15 protein-coding genes are annotated in these 16,870 nt (G+C 38.0%); 5 read left to right on the forward strand and 10 right to left on the reverse strand.

The genetic code is table 11. From position 1 onward, the window contains the following. Positions 1-63: 63 nt before the first annotated feature. Positions 64-1,008: a YitT family protein gene (locus tag DWV85_RS04125; RefSeq protein WP_123138083.1), complete on the reverse strand. Its 945-nt coding sequence runs from the start codon at positions 1,006-1,008 to the stop codon at positions 64-66. 205 nt (positions 1,009-1,213) lie between these two features. Between DWV85_RS04125 and ispE the strand changes: the two genes are divergently transcribed. The 4 genes from ispE (at position 1,214) to DWV85_RS04145 (ending at position 6,005) form a co-directional block, all read left to right on the forward strand. Continuing rightward, entirely contained in the window at positions 1,214-2,110 is an 897-nt protein-coding gene (ispE, locus tag DWV85_RS04130; RefSeq protein WP_123138084.1) for a 4-(cytidine 5'-diphospho)-2-C-methyl-D-erythritol kinase, read from the forward strand. After that, on the forward strand, positions 2,107-2,799 hold the full coding sequence (locus DWV85_RS04135; RefSeq protein WP_004697535.1) for a GntR family transcriptional regulator: 693 nt from the start codon (positions 2,107-2,109) through the stop codon (positions 2,797-2,799). The genes ispE and DWV85_RS04135 overlap by 4 nt, the downstream gene beginning before the upstream one ends. 135 nt (positions 2,800-2,934) lie before the next feature. Beyond that, positions 2,935-4,395 carry an alanine/glycine:cation symporter family protein gene (locus DWV85_RS04140; RefSeq protein WP_004697527.1) on the forward strand — a complete coding sequence of 487 codons (1,461 nt, stop codon included), beginning with the start codon at positions 2,935-2,937 and terminating at the stop codon, positions 4,393-4,395. Positions 4,396-4,748: 353 nt separating this feature from the next. Beyond that, entirely contained in the window at positions 4,749-6,005 is a 1,257-nt protein-coding gene (locus DWV85_RS04145) for a Glu/Leu/Phe/Val dehydrogenase (RefSeq protein ID WP_004695052.1), read from the forward strand. Positions 6,006-6,175: 170 nt separating this feature from the next. Here DWV85_RS04145 and DWV85_RS04150 read toward each other — a convergent pair whose 3' ends face one another. From DWV85_RS04150 to DWV85_RS04185, 8 genes are all read right to left on the reverse strand, one after another. Next, positions 6,176-6,667, reverse strand: coding sequence for a QueT transporter family protein (locus DWV85_RS04150; RefSeq protein ID WP_123138085.1), 492 nt, complete (start codon positions 6,665-6,667; stop codon positions 6,176-6,178). 462 nt (positions 6,668-7,129) lie between these two features. Beyond that, positions 7,130-7,819 (reverse strand): 7-cyano-7-deazaguanine synthase QueC, encoded by a 690-nt coding sequence (gene queC / locus DWV85_RS04155; RefSeq protein WP_123138086.1) that lies wholly within the window; start codon positions 7,817-7,819, stop codon positions 7,130-7,132. 166 nt (positions 7,820-7,985) lie between these two features. Next, positions 7,986-8,741 carry an exodeoxyribonuclease III gene (locus DWV85_RS04160; protein ID WP_123138087.1) on the reverse strand — a complete coding sequence of 252 codons (756 nt, stop codon included), beginning with the start codon at positions 8,739-8,741 and terminating at the stop codon, positions 7,986-7,988. A 137-nt stretch (positions 8,742-8,878) separates the two neighbouring features. Continuing rightward, the gene (locus DWV85_RS04165) at positions 8,879-9,106 is read right to left on the reverse strand and encodes a hypothetical protein (RefSeq protein WP_123138088.1); all 228 of its coding nucleotides are present in this window, start codon (positions 9,104-9,106) and stop codon (positions 8,879-8,881) included. Positions 9,107-9,119: 13 nt separating this feature from the next. Further along, a complete protein-coding gene (locus DWV85_RS04170) occupies positions 9,120-9,938 on the reverse strand; it encodes a sulfurtransferase (RefSeq protein WP_123138089.1) in 819 nt (272 codons plus the stop codon). Positions 9,939-10,117: 179 nt separating this feature from the next. After that, positions 10,118-11,158 carry an LPO_1073/Vpar_1526 family protein gene (locus DWV85_RS04175; RefSeq protein ID WP_123138090.1) on the reverse strand — a complete coding sequence of 347 codons (1,041 nt, stop codon included), beginning with the start codon at positions 11,156-11,158 and terminating at the stop codon, positions 10,118-10,120. A gap of 12 nt (positions 11,159-11,170) precedes the next feature. Then, a complete protein-coding gene (gene dcm / locus DWV85_RS04180; protein WP_123138091.1) occupies positions 11,171-12,460 on the reverse strand; it encodes a DNA (cytosine-5-)-methyltransferase in 1,290 nt (429 codons plus the stop codon). Positions 12,461-12,605: 145 nt separating this feature from the next. Then, on the reverse strand, positions 12,606-13,991 hold the full coding sequence (locus DWV85_RS04185; RefSeq protein ID WP_123138092.1) for a Sau3AI family type II restriction endonuclease: 1,386 nt from the start codon (positions 13,989-13,991) through the stop codon (positions 12,606-12,608). Between the two features lie 276 nt (positions 13,992-14,267). Between DWV85_RS04185 and DWV85_RS04190 the strand changes: the two genes are divergently transcribed. Further along, complete coding sequence (locus DWV85_RS04190) at positions 14,268-15,197, forward strand: DUF3829 domain-containing protein (protein WP_123138093.1); 930 nt, start codon at positions 14,268-14,270, stop codon at positions 15,195-15,197. Positions 15,198-15,264: 67 nt separating this feature from the next. Here the strand turns inward: DWV85_RS04190 and DWV85_RS04195 are convergent, their stop codons facing one another. Next, the gene (locus tag DWV85_RS04195; protein ID WP_123138094.1) at positions 15,265-16,818 is read right to left on the reverse strand and encodes an ABC transporter substrate-binding protein; all 1,554 of its coding nucleotides are present in this window, start codon (positions 16,816-16,818) and stop codon (positions 15,265-15,267) included. Between the last annotated feature and the right edge of the window lie 52 nt (positions 16,819-16,870).

Raw genomic sequence — 16,870 nt, forward strand, 5'->3', positions numbered from 1 at the left:
TATATTTACACATAATTAATATAAGATGACAACAGCCAGAGATTTTATCATAATTCTTTATTTTTATCTGTTACAACTATTTTCATCTATTACAACATTATTGTTCGCTTCGGTAGTTATATCTTGTGATTTTAGCTGATTAGATATTTCCGCAGGAACAATAGGTTGAGTAAAACCTTGACCGATAACCTCTTGAGCATCAGTAATCAAAATAAACACATTTGGGTCCGCTTCTTGAATAACCTCTTTCAATTTATTTACCTGCAGCAAGTTAACTGCAACCATCACAATCTGCTTAGGCGTCCGAGTATAAGCGCCAATGCCATTGATAATAGTAGCGCCACGACCGACTTTATTAATGATACATTCACATACTTCATCAGTCCGATAGGTAATAATAAAAGCAACTTTGCGTTGATTAAAACCAATTACCACCTTATTTGTAATAATAGTATATACATACACACTGATAAGAGTTACGGCTACCGCTTCAAGTCCAACAACGCCGACAGCAACTAAGAGGATAGCACAGTTGATGGCACTATTAATAGATCCCATTTGAAGGCCATAATATTTGCGAACGATAAGTGCAATTGGATCAAGGCCACCTGTATTACCACCTACACGGTAGACGATACCAAGCCCCAGTCCAGTTGTGATACCCGCCATCATAGAACTGAGTAGCGGATCCTTAATAATCATGTCATATTGTAAGAAACTAAACAGATCAATCATCCACGATAGCATGAGCGTGCCATACAAGGTATTAAGTACAACACGTTTGCCAAGCCACTTCCAAGCAGCCCAAAAGATAGGGACGTTCAAAATAACGTTCCAAGAACCAACAGATAATCCCGTTAGATAATACAGAATCAATCCTACCCCACTAATACCAGTACTAACCAGTTTATGAGGTAGTACAAAGGCGTCTAGACCAGCACCAAAAATTGCACAACCAATAGCAACTATGACACATTGATAGACAACATCTTTATACTTGGCGAACATAGCTCCCTCCAAATTGCCATTTCACTATAAATATTCTATAATGAACTAATTAAAACATACGCTGTTTACAATGCTTTTAATAATCAAACAACAGGTATATACAAAATCATCATAAACCACTTAATGGTTATTTTCAATCACTTTATAACAGTATAAAATAAACATATTAACTGCATATAATTTGTACATTACAAACGAGGCTATTATGAGTAAAAGTTTTGAGCAACTTGGTTGCAGCAAAATTAATATTGGGCTTGCTATTACAGATAAGCGTGACGATGGATACCACAACATCGATTCCATATTTCAATCGATTCGCCTTAGTGATTCTATTTATTTCGCTAAGCATCATTCCGTAGTATTTTCTGGTGGCGCTCCCGAATTGCCCGATTACATGCAAAAGCTCGTAAGCTATGGAGAAGATAATCTCGCACTCAAAGCTTTACGCGCCATACAGGCCTATACGGGTTGTAAAGCCGGTGCCGCCATCCACCTATTAAAACGCGTTCCTATACAAGCGGGTCTTGGTGGCGGTAGTGCAGACGCAGCGGCCATGTTATTAGGTCTCAACCATTTTTGGGACTTACGTCTTACGCAAGAGGAACTTTTAAACATCGGTACCTCACTCGGATCTGATGTACCGTTCCTACTACAAGGTGGTACAGCTCGCGGAACAGGTCGTGGTGAAGTGTTAACCTATAGTCAATCGCCAGAAGCACATTGGCTATTATTAGTAAAGCCAAAGGTATCTATTTCTACAGCGGTTGCTTATGGTCGTTTCAGCGGTAAATCTAAAGCCACCACAAAAACAATCGATACCGTTCTGAATCATCTTAAGAATAATGATTTACAATCTGCTTTCACCAGTAGCGCTAATACCTTCGAGGAATTATTATTCCCAGATTACGACGAACTACCAATATGTAAGGAGTTCTTCACTAGTCGTGGTTACTCAACTATCATGACAGGAAGCGGTCCTACAATGGTGGTATTACTCAACAAACCAATGGAAGCCTTGCAGTTGCAAGAGGAGATTAAAGCAGCTGATCACGATTGGCTATCACTCATTACTAAAACATGTACACAGGAGGACTTAGTATGACAAAACGGTTACAACCTATACGACTCGATGCGTATAAACCACTAAGAGAAGTTGTAAGTGAAACATTGCGCCAAGCCATCCAAGATGGAGTGTTAAAACCCGGGGAACGTCTTATGGAAATCCCTCTCGCCGAAGAGTTGGGCGTAAGTCGTACCCCAATTCGTGAAGCCATACGCAAACTGGAACTAGAAGGCTTTGTCGTTATGGTTCCTCGCCGCGGCACTTACGTTGCCAATATTTCTTTAAAGGATATCACTCAAGTATTTGAAATCCGCTCTGCCCTTGAAGAACTTGCTGCAGGCCTTGCGGCAGAACGCATCACGGAAGAGGAAATCGAAACCTTAGAGAGAATGCTCGTAGAAATCGGCGATCATATGGAAAACAAAAATATGGAATCCGTCGTCGCTGCGGATGTAGAGTTCCACGAAGTCCTCTACCGCGCTTCTCGTAACGAAAGATTAGCAGACATCGTTCACAACTTGCGAGAGCAAACCTACCGCTTCCGCAGTTTTTCTATGAACCAACCAGGTCGACTTAGAAAAACTTGGGAGGAGCATCGCCAATTAGTAGAAGCCATTGCCTCTCACAATGCAGCGCAAGCTCGAAAACTAGCTCGAATTCACATGGAACATTCCGAACAAACCTTGTTGCAAGGAATGGAAGAATCGCAAGAATTTACTAAAGCATAAAAAACATCCTACAAAAATATTATATAAAGTAAAAATCCTTCCTATTTGTGAAGGATTTTTGTTTTACATAGTCTATAGAAATTGATACAATATCATTGATTATTATATGAATTTTTTATAGGAAAGGGAGTTTTTATGGAAGCAATGCTCAATGATGCTATATCTACCATAAACGGTTATTTATGGAGTTATTTCATCATTTTTATTCTCATCGGTGCAGGTCTCTTCTTTACGATGACAACGAATTTTGTACAAATTCGCATGATTAAAGAAATGATTCGCCTCGTAATTAACGGCGCAGGTAGTTCTACAGAAAAAAATCATGTATCCTCATTCCAAGCATTCTGTGTCAGTACCGCATCTCGTGTAGGTGTTGGTAATATCGCAGGTATAGCTATTGCCGTTGTACTTGGTGGCCCTGGTGCCATTTTCTGGATGTGGGTTATCGCACTTATCGGTGCTGCCACTGGCTTCATCGAATCTACATTAGCACAAATCTACAAAGAACCTGTTGCTAAAGGCGGTTTCTACGGTGGACCAGCTTACTACATTCGCTATGGTCTAAACAATAAAGCATTATCTGTTCTATTCGCTATCTTAATCAGTATTACATATGGTTGGATTTACAATTCTGTACAAGCCAATACATTGGCTGCATCTCTCCAGGTTTTCAACCTTGATGTATCCTATACAGGTGCCGTAGTAGCAGTCCTTCTTGGCATTATCATTTTTGGTGGTATCAACCGCGTTGCAAAAGCATCTGAAATCATCGTTCCTATCATGGCGATTCTATACATTGCTACTGCATTATTCGTGGTAATTATGAATATCACTCAATTCCCACATGTAATCTATACTATTTTCTCCTCCGCGTTTGAGCCTGTTGCAGCAGGTGGTGGCTTATTAGGTGCGACTGTCATGAATGGTATCAAACGGGGGCTCTTCTCTAACGAAGCCGGTGAGGGTTCTGTTCCAAACGCAGCCGCTACTGCAGCTGTTAACCACCCTGTGGAACAAGGGCTTGTACAAGCATTCGGCGTATTTCTTGATACTTTCATCATTTGTACAGCTTCTGCTTTCATCGTACTCATCGTGGGTGATTACAGCACTACAGGTCTAACAGGTATTGCTCTTGTACAACATAACCTAGCTCAACAGCTTGGTTCTTGGGCTCCTACAGCCGTAGCCATTTTCATCGTTATGTTCTCCTTTAGCTCCTTAATTGGTAACTATTACTACGGTGAAATCAATATTAGCCACTTAACAAATAAACGATTCTACCTACATTTGTTCCGTATCGGCGTAATTCTTATGACATTTGTGGGCTCTATTGCCTCTCTAGATCTTGTATGGAATCTAGCCGATTTATTTATGGCTTTCTTAGTATTAACTAACGTAAGTTCCATCGTACGTATGGGGCGCACAGCAGGTCTTGCTCTTGATGACTATATTAAACAACGTAAGGCAGGTATTGAAACGCCAGTATTTAACCGTTCTATTCTAAATCACACGTACGGCATCGTATGGTGGGGTGATGGTCAAACAACAGACTCCTCCGTACCTCCTACTCCGATTGAAGATACTGTGGAAAAATAAAATATATCGACGTATGAGGCTGGTGAAAGTATATTTCACCAGTCTTTTTCGTATAATCTTTAAAATAGTTTATTAGTACATACATAAAGGTCTATATTGTTCAGAATATAGATCTTTATTTTTTTTGTAAAAGTATCCATTTTCATAGATAAAAATATCGTTCACTAGCAGATTGTACTGTGATAAAGATCATAGTAATTATCTATATTTTTACAACTTTCAACGGTCAAAAACTATAGAATATATTTATGAAAATATAAAGGGTATTCTGTTTACCATGTCGAATACTTAAGTATGCGATAAAATTAGCACTAATTAAACTATTAATTTACTCTATTATCCAGGAGGTAATTATGAGCGGTTATAACCCATATGAAAACATGTTAAATACGTTAGACGTAGCAGCTGAAAAGCTCGGCTATACTCGTAGTGAATACGAAGTGTTACGTCACCCAGAACGGGAACTAAAAGTAGCGGTTCCTCTTCAACTCGACAATGGTGAAGTTCGTGTATACGAAGGTTATCGTTGCCAACATTCCACATTGCGTGGTAGTGCTAAAGGCGGTCTTCGCTTCCATCCGGATTCTGATGAAAACGAAGTGCGTGCACTTGCGGCTTGGATGACTATTAAAAACGCTATCGCTAACATTCCTTATGGCGGTGGTAAAGGGGGCATCAAAGTCGATCCAAAAACTTTAAATCCTCGTGAATTAGAGCGCTTAACTCGTAACTTCGTACGCCGTATTGCACCTATCATCGGTGTTAATACAGACGTTCCTGCACCAGACGTAAATACAAATGCTCAAATCATGAGCTGGATTGCTGACGAATACAGCACATTAAAAGGCGAATGGAGCCCAGGTATCGTTACAGGTAAACCTATTGAAGTTGGCGGTTCCTTAGGCCGTAATGAAGCGACTGGTCGCGGTTGCCTCATTGCATTGCAAAGCTACCTCGCTAAGAAAAACTTGGATATCAAAAACCTTACGGTAGCAGTTCAAGGCTTTGGTAACGTAGGTTCCGTAGGTGCTCGTCTCATTGCACAAGCAGGTGCAAAGGTTGTGGCTATCGGCGACGTAAGCGTTAACATCTACAATCCTAACGGTCTCGATGTTGAAAAAGCATACGAATATGCTAACTCCCATGGTCGTTCCCTCGAAGGTTACAGCGAACCAGGCATGACTACAATTGGACCTCAAGAGTTATTGGCTCAACCAGTTGATGTATTATACATGGCAGCCCTTGAAAACCAATTAAACAAAGACAACATGGAAAATATCCAAGCTAAGATCATCTTGGAAGGCGCTAATGGCCCTACTACTAATGATGCGGATAAATACTTCTATGAAAAAGGCATCGACATCATCCCTGACGTTCTTGCTAACGGCGGCGGCGTAGTTGTATCCTACTATGAATGGGTACAAAATAAAGCAAGCTTCTACTGGACTGAAGAAGAAGTTAATGAAAGATTAACTAAGAATATGCAAAATAGCTTCGAAGCTGTTTGGGAAATGCAACATAAATACAATGTACCTCCTCGTCAAGCAGCGTACATGGTTGCTCTTGAACGCCTCGTAGTTGAAACTAGATGGCGTGGCTATAATTGCTAAACTCCTATACCTCCATACATTTTAGCCATAAAAAAGGCGTAAGCTCGATTTGAGCTTACGCCTTTTTGTTTGCCTATAAACCTTTTTATTTACCTGCAAGTCCCAGTTGAAAGATCTAAAGATGTTCAATTACTTACTTAGTTTTATTAGCAAACTACTTATTATTAGTTTTATTTGAAAGCACCTAACAAAGCTGCCATGCTAGGACGACTGATTAAAGCTTTCACCAATACAAAACCAAGAATAGCTGGAATAGTTTGACCAACGATAAGATTCAACACTAATGGCCAGTACGGTAGCCCAAGTAATGGGCTGAGCCACAATGGAACACATAATGCAGGCACAAAGACGATTGGAAGTATTACCCACCAAGCGCTGAGGCCAAGCTTGCGCATTCCTACGATGATGCCAGTCGTCAATACGCCCACACCAAAGCCTCCCATCATATCAAAGATGCCAAGACCACCGAATAGGAAGTTAGAAATGAGGTTGCCAATCCCCATGGGAATCACCAAGAACGGAAAGGCATAAGCAAGTGCATATAATGATGTTGCTATACGAATTTGATAAGCCCCGAAGGAAACGCTTTGCGTTACATACAAGACAACGATGTACAATGCCACAACCATGGCAGAAATAGTCAATTTGCGTGTAGAAATCATAACACTCACCTCCTCAAAATAAAAAAAAGCATGGCAAAACTACCATGCTATAAATGCTTATGAATTTCCGTAGTTTTGTTTAGAGACAGGATGGTTTCAAACTGTCTTATTTAGTTGTGCGCTTATATTATCATATATTTTCGATATTTACAAGTCACGGGAAAATTAAAGTGGCCTGTGACAGTAACTACTATCAGTGCAATATTGGCAAGGATGGGGTGTCAGAAAATACCTTTCCTCATCGCTCCACTGGCGAACCGGTCATCGGCCGAGGGCCTCGACCTGCCAAAGTCGCTCTTTGAAAAGGTATTTTCTTCCACTTCGAATTTAGCAAATCAACATTACAGTTATGTAGTGACTCAAAAGGCCACTTTAAATCAATATACTTCTATGTATTATTTAATATCTACACTATATTATCTTACAGCCTGCCCACAACTTGTCTAAGCCAGTTTATGGGAGTTATAGTGCAGGGTCTTCGACTCCGTTTGCGTGGAAGGCTTTAGCTCTGTCGATGCAGGTACCGCAGTGTCCGCATGGTTTGTCTCCGCCTTCATAGCAGGACCAGGTTAAGTGGTATGGTACTCCGAGGCGTAGGCCTTCTTTTACGATGTCTGCTTTATTGTGGTTAATGAATGGTGCTTCTAAGGAGCATTCTTTACCGGATCCTTCAAAGATGGCGTCGCCCATGGATTTGTAGAAGTGTTCTGTACAGTCAGGGTATGCATTGCCAGCCGCATCATCACTGTGAGCACCGTAGTAGATATAGCCACAGTCTAGAGATAAAGCCAAGGATGCTGCCGCAGATAGGAATAGACCATTTCTAAACGGTACATAAGTGCTCACCGTACCTTCCCCTTCTAAATCTTGTTGTTCTTTGTAGGAACCTTGCGGAATGTCTTCACTAGATTGTGTTAATAAAGAGCAGTTACTAAAGGCAAATAGCTTGGTAACATCCATCGTTTTACCTTCCATACCATAGTACTCTAAAATAGCTACGGCAGCTTCTAATTCTTTACTATGTTTTTGACCATATTGAATCGATAAGGGCACTACATTATCTTTGTCAAATCGTTCAATGGCAAGGGCCAAACAAGTAGTACTATCTACGCCACCGCTAAAAAGAACGACGGCCTTTTGTTTTTGAGCCATATTATCTCCTTATTCTGAATAACAGTTTTCAAAATATCTCGAACAATAAAGAATACAAACATAGATATATATTTCAACAATATATGTATTTCGATAGTAAAAGTCCTAACGCTATTACAACAGCCTCATCCGTAGATGAGGCTGCGCATTTACATTCGCTGAAATTTTATAGATCAATAACCAATTCTACTGGACAGTGATCAGAGCCAAAGATTTGTTGGTAAATCTTAGCTTCTTGGATTTTATCGTCAAGACGTTTAGATGTGATGAAATAGTCAATTCTCCATCCTGTATTTCGTTCACGAGCTTTCCCCATGTAGGACCACCAGCTGTATTCTTCAATCGCATCTGGATAGAGATGGCGGAATGTATCTGTAAAGCCTGCACCTAAGAGCTCAGTCATTTTAGCACGTTCTTCATCGGAGAAGCCCGCATTTTTACGGTTTGTCTTAGGGTTCTTAAGGTCTATTTCCTGATGAGCTACGTTCAAATCACCGCAAAGAATCACTGGTTTCTTCTTATCTAGTTCAAGCAAATAATTACGGAACGCATCTTCCCAAGTCATACGATAGTCAAGGCGTGCCAATTCTCGTTGGCTATTAGGTGTGTAGCAGCATACTAAATAGAAATTATCGTATTCAGCAGTGATAACACGGCCCTCTTGATCATGCTCTTCAATGCCGATACCGTTAGTTACAGACAAAGGCTTAACGCGCGTGAATACGGCAGTACCACTATAACCCTTTTTCACAGCGCTATTCCAATATTGCTCATACCCTGGCAGCTCTAAAGAAATTTGGTCAGGTTGTAATTTAGTTTCTTGCAAACAAAAAATATCAGCATCTAATTCGTTAAAGGATTCCATAAATCCCTTTGTTACAGCGGCGCGGAGGCCGTTTACATTCCAAGAAATTAATTTCAATTCTTACTCCTTTGCGATCATTCGCATCAATCTAATAGTATTCACCGTATGTAACTTGGTAAAAGTCTCTTTCACATAAAATATAAGCAAAGTATTTGCTTAATGTAAGCTAATCTAAAGATTATATATTAGCGATATTACTGCTTTTTATGTTTCTTAGCATGTCTTGCTTCAGCACGAGCCTTACGAGCGTTTTCGTTGGCCTTAAGGTCGCTTTCACGTTTTTCACGGAAATAATTAGCCATTGTTGACAAGATAAGAATCACCAATACTGTTACATTAAACATACCTGGTCCAAAGGTATAGATATGATAACACATATAGCCAAAGGCAACGACCGTTAATAGTTGTTTTAAAAGATTCATTTGCCCTCCTATATTAGTTTAATGTTTCTACGCCAGTATTAAGTGGGAAGCCTTCATAGGTTACCCAGTCACTAGAACTACCAACATATAAAGCAGACTCAAGGCCTACTTCGCTCATGGTTAACAACGCATTACAAGCCGTTACACCAGAGCCACAGTACGTTACAACTGGTCGATTTTGGTAAATTTCGTTGTAATACTCAGCCTCTAAGTCTTTCAAAGACTTAGGACCATCTACAGTATAACCGCTTTCAAAAAAGTGATTAACAGCGCCAGGGATATGGCCTGTCATGCCATCCATCGTATCTACTTGAGATCCATCATAGCGGAATGGCGCACGAGCATCAATGATAACATGATCTCCGCTTTCACTAGCCTTGAGAACCTCATCACGGCTCATAACCATATGCGTTTGCAACTCGTAGTTAAAGATAGATGGTTCAGCAGGTAATGGAGTAGGCTCTTTAGTTAAAAGATGGCCCTCTCTAACCCAACGTTCAACACCACCAGACAATACACGTACATCAGTTAAACCCATGTAGCGTAGCGTCCACCAAAGACGGCCCGCTAAAAATAGCCAAGAATCATATACTACAACCTTGGAGTTGCGAGTAATGCCATAAGACTCAAAGGTATGAGCCAATCGTTCCATGTCTGGCAACGGATGACGACCACCATGCTCGCCCAAAGGACCGGTTAAATCCTTATCCAAATCCACCGCATAAGAACCCTTAATATGGCCCTTTTTATAATCTTGATACCCTCGAGCATCTAAAATGATGACTTCATCGAGACAAGCTAATAATTCTTTAGGAGTGATAAAATTTGACATGTTGTACTCCTTTCATTGATTATATCGAAAAATACAAATCTGATAATATTATTATATAACGATTCATATTTTAGAAACAACATATAAGACGCTAATATGTAAAGTACTAATTCAAAAAAGGTGGTACTTGATTTTAGTAAAACAACCAAAACCAAGTCCACCTTAACTTTATATACCTTTTAAAATAAACAATCATAATTAAATTTATTATCTTTATTTTTCAGATTCCATTGTGATAATGCTATAATTCTACCTACACTATTTAGGGATAAATGACTTAAAGGATGGTTGTTCCATATTATCTCCATTTCTTTTAATCCAGGATTTCCAGCGACATAACTCTCATAATCATTATCATCATTCAATTTTATATTATTGCTTTCTATAGTAGTTTCCAAGAAACCAGAAAAAGCTGTAATTCCTACTCCATAACTAAAAACACATCCGGTATACAACAAATGAGCTATATCCATATTGGTAATGCTCAAAAGTTTTAAATCATTAATCACTTTTTCATAATAACTTATAATACTTTCTAAATCACTATTTTTTGGTCTCATAAAAGTCATCTCTAATAATATTCTTAATGCTTCTATTTGATTTGATGTTATCAACCCAAGTTTATCTATAGCTTCAGATAATAGTATTTGTTTTAACTCATTATCATTAGTATTTAATTTTTCTTGTAATAACTCTATTAAATACGCCTGATTAAGTTCACCATTTAACACATATGCACGTTGCGCCAAATAAATTGCATTCTGCATTGAAGGATTTTTTAGATTCTTAACATGTAATGAGCTCTTTATATCAACAATTGGTAAAAATAATGTAATAAATTCATCAACTCTATCATTTACAGTTTGTAATGCTTCATCTCTTAATTTAGTAAAATTATCAGCCATTAGTTCTCTACAAAGAGCTTTTATTGCATCTTCGGAAGGCCCCAATTGAATTATAGAGCCTTGAAAATTATAAGTATCTGCCGCAGAAGAGCTAGCAATCCGATTTGAACCATCAATATAGTTACCCTCATTCAATTGAATATTATTAGATTTTTCTCCTGCTGTTATCTTTAGACTTTTGTCATTACTATTAGCTCTTTTATTCTCATAATACTTCCACCCCCAAAAAATGATAATAATAGCTAATAAAAAAATGATGGAAGGGATTTTATATTCACCTTGTATATCAAGCAGTAATCTTGAAACAATATCCATATCGCTATACTCCTAAATTATTTTTTGAAGCTCATCTCCAATACGTTTTACGATACCAGTCACCAATGCATTTCCCATAAAGAACATACGCATACGATCAGATACTTCTACTACTTCACCTTTCCCATTACGTTTATAACGCGTCCAATCATCAGGGAAGTCTTGCAAACGCTCTGCTTCAATCGGTGTAATGAGTCGATATTTACCATCAATTTTCAGAAGATGTGTAGAGCGATTTACACTACCTTCAGAAGTAAGCATTGTCCGCCCAGGTAGCTCAAGAGAGTCATATTCACTCATACCACCCTCAGAGAAGGTATATGTATGTCCATTCGCTGCTGTCCGTGTAATTTTCTTGGGTCCACGAAGGTATTTAAACTTTTCTAATTTTTCACCATCGATATAATATTCTTCTGGTACTTGATAAGGTTCAACTACAATTTCTTTCATTGGAATTGGTTCTTCATCACCTTTAGGTTCAGTTTCAATCGTATAATAGTACCCATTTGTCATGAGTCCAGAGTTCCACATTTTACCATCTGAGAAATTTGCAGAAACTTCAGCAATATCTTCGTCAAGCTTATTTGCATTAATACGTTTTTTCACAGCTTTACCCTTAACGGGGAACTGACGGCCAAAAAGTCCATCTTTAAAAATATATGGTGCATAACAATCTAAACGAGCATTTAAGTCTGCATCAATAGGTAAAGCAGATTCATATTTAGTATGTACTCGTTTTCCCCACTTTGTATCATTTCTAAAAGCAAAGAAGAATACACGACGTCTACGTTGAGCACGACCATAGTCAGCAGCATTAATAACACGCCATTCAACAGAATAGCCTAATTGATTAAAAGCCGCCAGCATGATAGCAAAGTCACGACCACGTTGGTTAGATGGAGCTTTCAATAAACGGTCAACATTTTCTAATACTAAATATTTAGGCTTAATGACCTCAGTAGCACGGATAATTTCCCAGAAAAGAACTCCTTTTTTCCCTTCAATACCAAGCTCATTCTTTTTACTACGTGCAACAGAATAGTCTTGGCAAGGAAAGCCTCCAACAATCATATCTACACCGTTGGCTTTCATTTCCTCAAACTTTTCATTAGGAATTAAAGCTACATCGGTTGGGATATGTTCCATATTAGGAAATCTATATAAGCCTACCTCATAGGCATCTTGTGTCTTACGAGATGGCTCATATTGGTTAGAATATAGCGTTTTAAAAACCTCTTTAGATGAGTTTTCTAGCCCTACTATAAATCCACCTACACCATCAAACATAGAGAATATTTTCATTACTTTACCCCTTAATTTATCACATTCATAGATCTTTATTATAGCAAAAATAATAAAAAAGATCAAGATCAAAATTAATTACTTTAATGCAAACCCTTAGGGTATTCTTATAATTAGACTCTAATAGTACGATTTATTTCTAGCTCTATTTCACGTCTTTAACTATTTCCGCTATATACTCTCTATTTAACCAATAGCACTGTTTTGTTATCGCTTGACCATCTGGCAATACAACCTTATCTGTTCCATCTTTCCCCTTAGGTCGTATATGGCAAACACCATTGAATTTAGTTCCTGGCAAATTATTTGATACACCATTGCGTACAGATTTGAGTTCAACGCCAGTTTTCAAAATTGATTTTGTAGTTTTCCAAAAATCTTTTAGTTCATGTTCTATAACTACTTCTGGCATATTCCAGAGCATAATTCCTTTTAAGTAAGGCTCTCTGTTTTTATTTTGTGCCATTGTTTCATCATATTGGAATACTACAAATAGATATTTTGTATACTCAAAATTCTCATAAACTTGAGACTCTTCCCAATTATCTCTAACCCAACGATTAAAATCGATTTGTTCAAAGGACATATGTTCACGAGGAACTCCATTAGGCTCGAGTCTTATAGTCTTAAATTTAATATTTGCTTTATTAAACTCTCTAAGGGATTCTAACTTAGTTCCTTTTACGCCTAATACGGCACTTATAAGGTTAGCATTAAAGGCTTTATTTTTGGTAACTGGAATATCCATAAGTCTAGCAATCTCAGACACTCTTTTACCAATATATGGAGCAAATCGCTCTTGCAATAGCTGTAAGGTACTCTTACTTTTAAGCTCATCAACGTTAAAGAGTGAAGGAATTGACTGCTTATCAATAACACGTCGAGCAAAGGCAGTCATATAGGAGTTTTTAAGGGAAAAAGCACGTTGTTTTGCTGGTATATCTGAAAACGGCTGTCTTCTTACCGATTTGGCGTTAATCCCCTTAGTGCATGCTGCTAAATACATTGTGTCACTCTCAGAAATATTATGTGCTTCCCCTTGCTTAATTTTATCTATAATTGTTTCCCAATCCTGTTTTATGATTTCCAAATCAGCTGGATCAAATTCGTGTAAAACAGATTTAACAATAGGAAATTCCTTTTTATCTACTTCATCCTTATATAGATAAAATACAACTAATAAGTTCTTATTTTTTTGCCAAAAGGAAGAATCGTAAAATGAGTCCTTATAATCCTCTTCGTAATTAATTATATTAAGCACTAGTCGTTCTTTTGCTGAGAACTTATTCTTCTTATTTTCTTTTATAGCAGTTACTTTTAACTCTAACCCCAAATTTACAAAATCAGCTTCAGCACGACTATTCACAGCAATTTTAAAAAGACCTTCTTCTAAAATCTGACCAATGCCACCCTTATTGCCTTTGCTATCTAAACGCTTATTTATATCAAATTCACCTACTGTTTTACCTTCCGCAGATTCTGCCACCTCTAATACATCTTCAATAGAGTTATATATCTTATCCAAAGTCATTAGAACCGCCTCCCATCGCATATACATAAATTATATCAAAGGTATAAAGAATTATACTAATTTAACTTTCAACTAGCTCATTCATCGTTTAATCGCTAATTACAAATATTAATACATGTTCAAATCAAACATTTTCATCTATTCCTTATAATTATCGTATCTATACGTCTTTTTTGCCACGTAAAGTTGTGATATAATGTAAATAATTACTCTTAGGACATTAGTCTGTCCAAATGGATCCAAAAGAGTTAGTGTGTTTTCAAGGAGCGTGCGCAGTTGAAAAAGGGGTACATCAAGTTAATAGCAGCCATTGTGCTTGGTGCTGCTATTATCGGTGGTGGGATCTATGGGGTGTATACACTCTTATCATCCAATACAACGACAATTTTATATCGATCAACCGTTGACGATAAAATCAACGCCATACGACCTTATATTGTTGCATTAGATGCATATAACTCCTACAGTGTAGCCTATGCTAGCCAATTACAGCCAACTCTTGAAGAGTTGCGCAATGGGTCTCATAATACGACGATTACCTTACCTAAATATAAGGAACTTAAAGCTGCATTAGAGGTAGCAAAACAAGATAGTTCTACGCCCTACGAAGATGTAAACCAAGCAACAAATGATGTCCTCGTAGTACTTGATCAAATTATTCCTATTGCTGATCAGTTGCAATCTTACTATGTGGAACGTCGTTATGAAAAGGATAATTATAAAGGTAGCGATGAGCTAGCAGCTCAATATGTACCTTTAGCAGAACAGTTCTACGCTACATATAATGCATTAGACTTAGCTTTAGATAATCGTAATAATGAGCTTTATAACGAACGCATGACTGAGTATCAGAGAGAGAAACGGGAAAATGCGGTTAACTTTATAGAGATAAATCTCATAACAGCACAAACTATTGACCTTATTGATCCAGATGGGAATACAGACACCCAAAAGGTAGAATCAAACTTACAACAAATTACACAACGCCTCAATAAATTACAACCTGGTACTACACCAGAAGTACAAAATGCGGTAAGAGAGTATCAAGACTCAGTAAAAGAATTTGTTGCAGAGGCACGCAACTACATTATTATCAACTCATCTTATGGCGAAGCTTATACGCAATTATTTACCAAGTATAATAAAATGATTGGCAAGGCCAATGCAGTTAACATGGCAGACTTAGATGTAACAGAAAAAAAATAATATTTAGATAACACAAAGGACTAGCCCATGCGAGCTAGTCCTTTTATTTTTATGTAAGCAGCAAACTTTATTTCTTTTTCAAATCTTTTGTAATGATGTAATATTCAGACGGTGTTATCTTGATACCATCAATATGTTTATTACCTACAATATTAATTTTAGGATACCCAAGGAATAATGCTACAGCGTTATCTAACATCAGTTGTTGCGCATTGATAACCGCATTACGACGCACCACTGGGTCGCTACTGCTTTCACCAAGAGCCAACAATTCATCGAAACGAGGATTAGAGAAGCCAGACCCATTAGTTTCAACGCCTGTACCCCAATATTGTTTCAAAAACCATACTGGTTGACCCGTATTAGCAGTTACAACACTGGAGATAATCATATCATAATCACCAGATTGAGATAATGTGTCAATAACCGCATAATCTACGATTTTAATTCGTAAATCTACACCGATTTTTTTGTAGTCCGCTTGCAATGCTTCCGCATATAATGGCAATTCAGGACGAGTCGTGTAGGCATAAAAATCAAGTACGAGGTTTTCACCATCTTTATCGACAATGCCATCACCATTCGTATCTTCATAGCCTTCTCGTTTAAGTAATTCTTTAGCGCGCTCTACATTATATTTATTAGGATCACGTAATTGGTTAAAACCATAATCGATGGATGGTGGCAATGGAGCCTTACCAGCTACGAACGTATCTTTCATGAGATTTTTCGCATAAGACTCACGGTCTGCTGCTGCAATGAGGGCTGCACGAAGATTTGGATTTCGTAGTTTCCCCTTTTGCCCCATACGAACAAATACGTCACGCAAGGAAGACATTTCATAGATCGTAAAGTCCTTATCATTTTGGAAGATACTATATTCACCAGGTCCAATGCTAATAGCCATATCTACATCACCAGATTGTAATGCCATAGCACGCGTATTCGCATCATTAATGGAAGGGATCTCAACCTTGGCAAAGCCTGCTTTACCATCCCAGTAATTATCATTACGTTTTAGTTCAGCACGCTCTTTTGTGAAAGAGGATACTACATATGGACCAGTACCAATAGGACCTTCCTTTGCAATATCACGACCATTCGCCTCTGCTGTCACATCCATAATCAAAAACAATGGATCTCCTAGCAAGTTGGGCAAGTTATAATATTCCTTGTCAGTCTTGATGGTCAACTCCTGACCGTTAGCAGTAATTTCTGTATAGTTAAAGAACGTTTTTGCTCGTTTACTTTTAGCAAAAGTTCGTTCTAAAGATGCTTTTACCGCCTCAGCTGTCAAACTATTACCATTTGAGAATTTAACTTTATCATTGATGGTGAAAGTCCATGTTAACTTGTCATCACCTTGCTTCCAAGAGGTGGCAAGCCAAGGCGTTGCTTTCATTTGATCATCAAACTTGATAAGCGTTTCACCTACGCCAAATCGTACAACGGCCCAACTAAAATAATTTTCCGTTGGTTCTAATGTGCCAGCAAAACTAATAGCCCCTACCTTTAATACATCATTAGATGAAGCAGAATCTTGATTCATACAACCAATAGTTCCGAGCATAGTCACACCAAGGGTCATACCAATTAGTAAAGCCTTGCGTAATCCTTTCATTTATACACCTACCTTTCTACACACATTAACTATCTATTTATACTCAGATACT

The sequence above is a fragment of the Veillonella sp. AF13-2 genome (genome assembly GCF_003603295.1).
GTDB lineage: Bacteria > Bacillota > Negativicutes > Veillonellales > Veillonellaceae > Veillonella > Veillonella parvula_E.

Coding starts and splice junctions, on each gene's coding strand:
- DWV85_RS04140 (WP_004697527.1), top strand. CDS start 2,935: ATGGAAGCAATGCTCAATGATGCTATATCTACCATAAACGGTTATTTA.
- DWV85_RS04165 (WP_123138088.1), bottom strand. CDS start 9,106: ATGAATCTTTTAAAACAACTATTAACGGTCGTTGCCTTTGGCTATATG.
- DWV85_RS04175 (WP_123138090.1), bottom strand. CDS start 11,158: ATGGATATTGTTTCAAGATTACTGCTTGATATACAAGGTGAATATAAA.
- DWV85_RS04150 (WP_123138085.1), bottom strand. CDS start 6,667: ATGATTTCTACACGCAAATTGACTATTTCTGCCATGGTTGTGGCATTG.
- ispE (WP_123138084.1), top strand. CDS start 1,214: ATGAGTAAAAGTTTTGAGCAACTTGGTTGCAGCAAAATTAATATTGGG.
- DWV85_RS04135 (WP_004697535.1), top strand. CDS start 2,107: ATGACAAAACGGTTACAACCTATACGACTCGATGCGTATAAACCACTA.
- DWV85_RS04185 (WP_123138092.1), bottom strand. CDS start 13,991: ATGACTTTGGATAAGATATATAACTCTATTGAAGATGTATTAGAGGTG.
- dcm (WP_123138091.1), bottom strand. CDS start 12,460: ATGAAAATATTCTCTATGTTTGATGGTGTAGGTGGATTTATAGTAGGG.
- DWV85_RS04170 (WP_123138089.1), bottom strand. CDS start 9,938: ATGTCAAATTTTATCACTCCTAAAGAATTATTAGCTTGTCTCGATGAA.
- DWV85_RS04125 (WP_123138083.1), bottom strand. CDS start 1,008: ATGTTCGCCAAGTATAAAGATGTTGTCTATCAATGTGTCATAGTTGCT.
- DWV85_RS04145 (WP_004695052.1), top strand. CDS start 4,749: ATGAGCGGTTATAACCCATATGAAAACATGTTAAATACGTTAGACGTA.
- queC (WP_123138086.1), bottom strand. CDS start 7,819: ATGGCTCAAAAACAAAAGGCCGTCGTTCTTTTTAGCGGTGGCGTAGAT.
- DWV85_RS04195 (WP_123138094.1), bottom strand. CDS start 16,818: ATGAAAGGATTACGCAAGGCTTTACTAATTGGTATGACCCTTGGTGTG.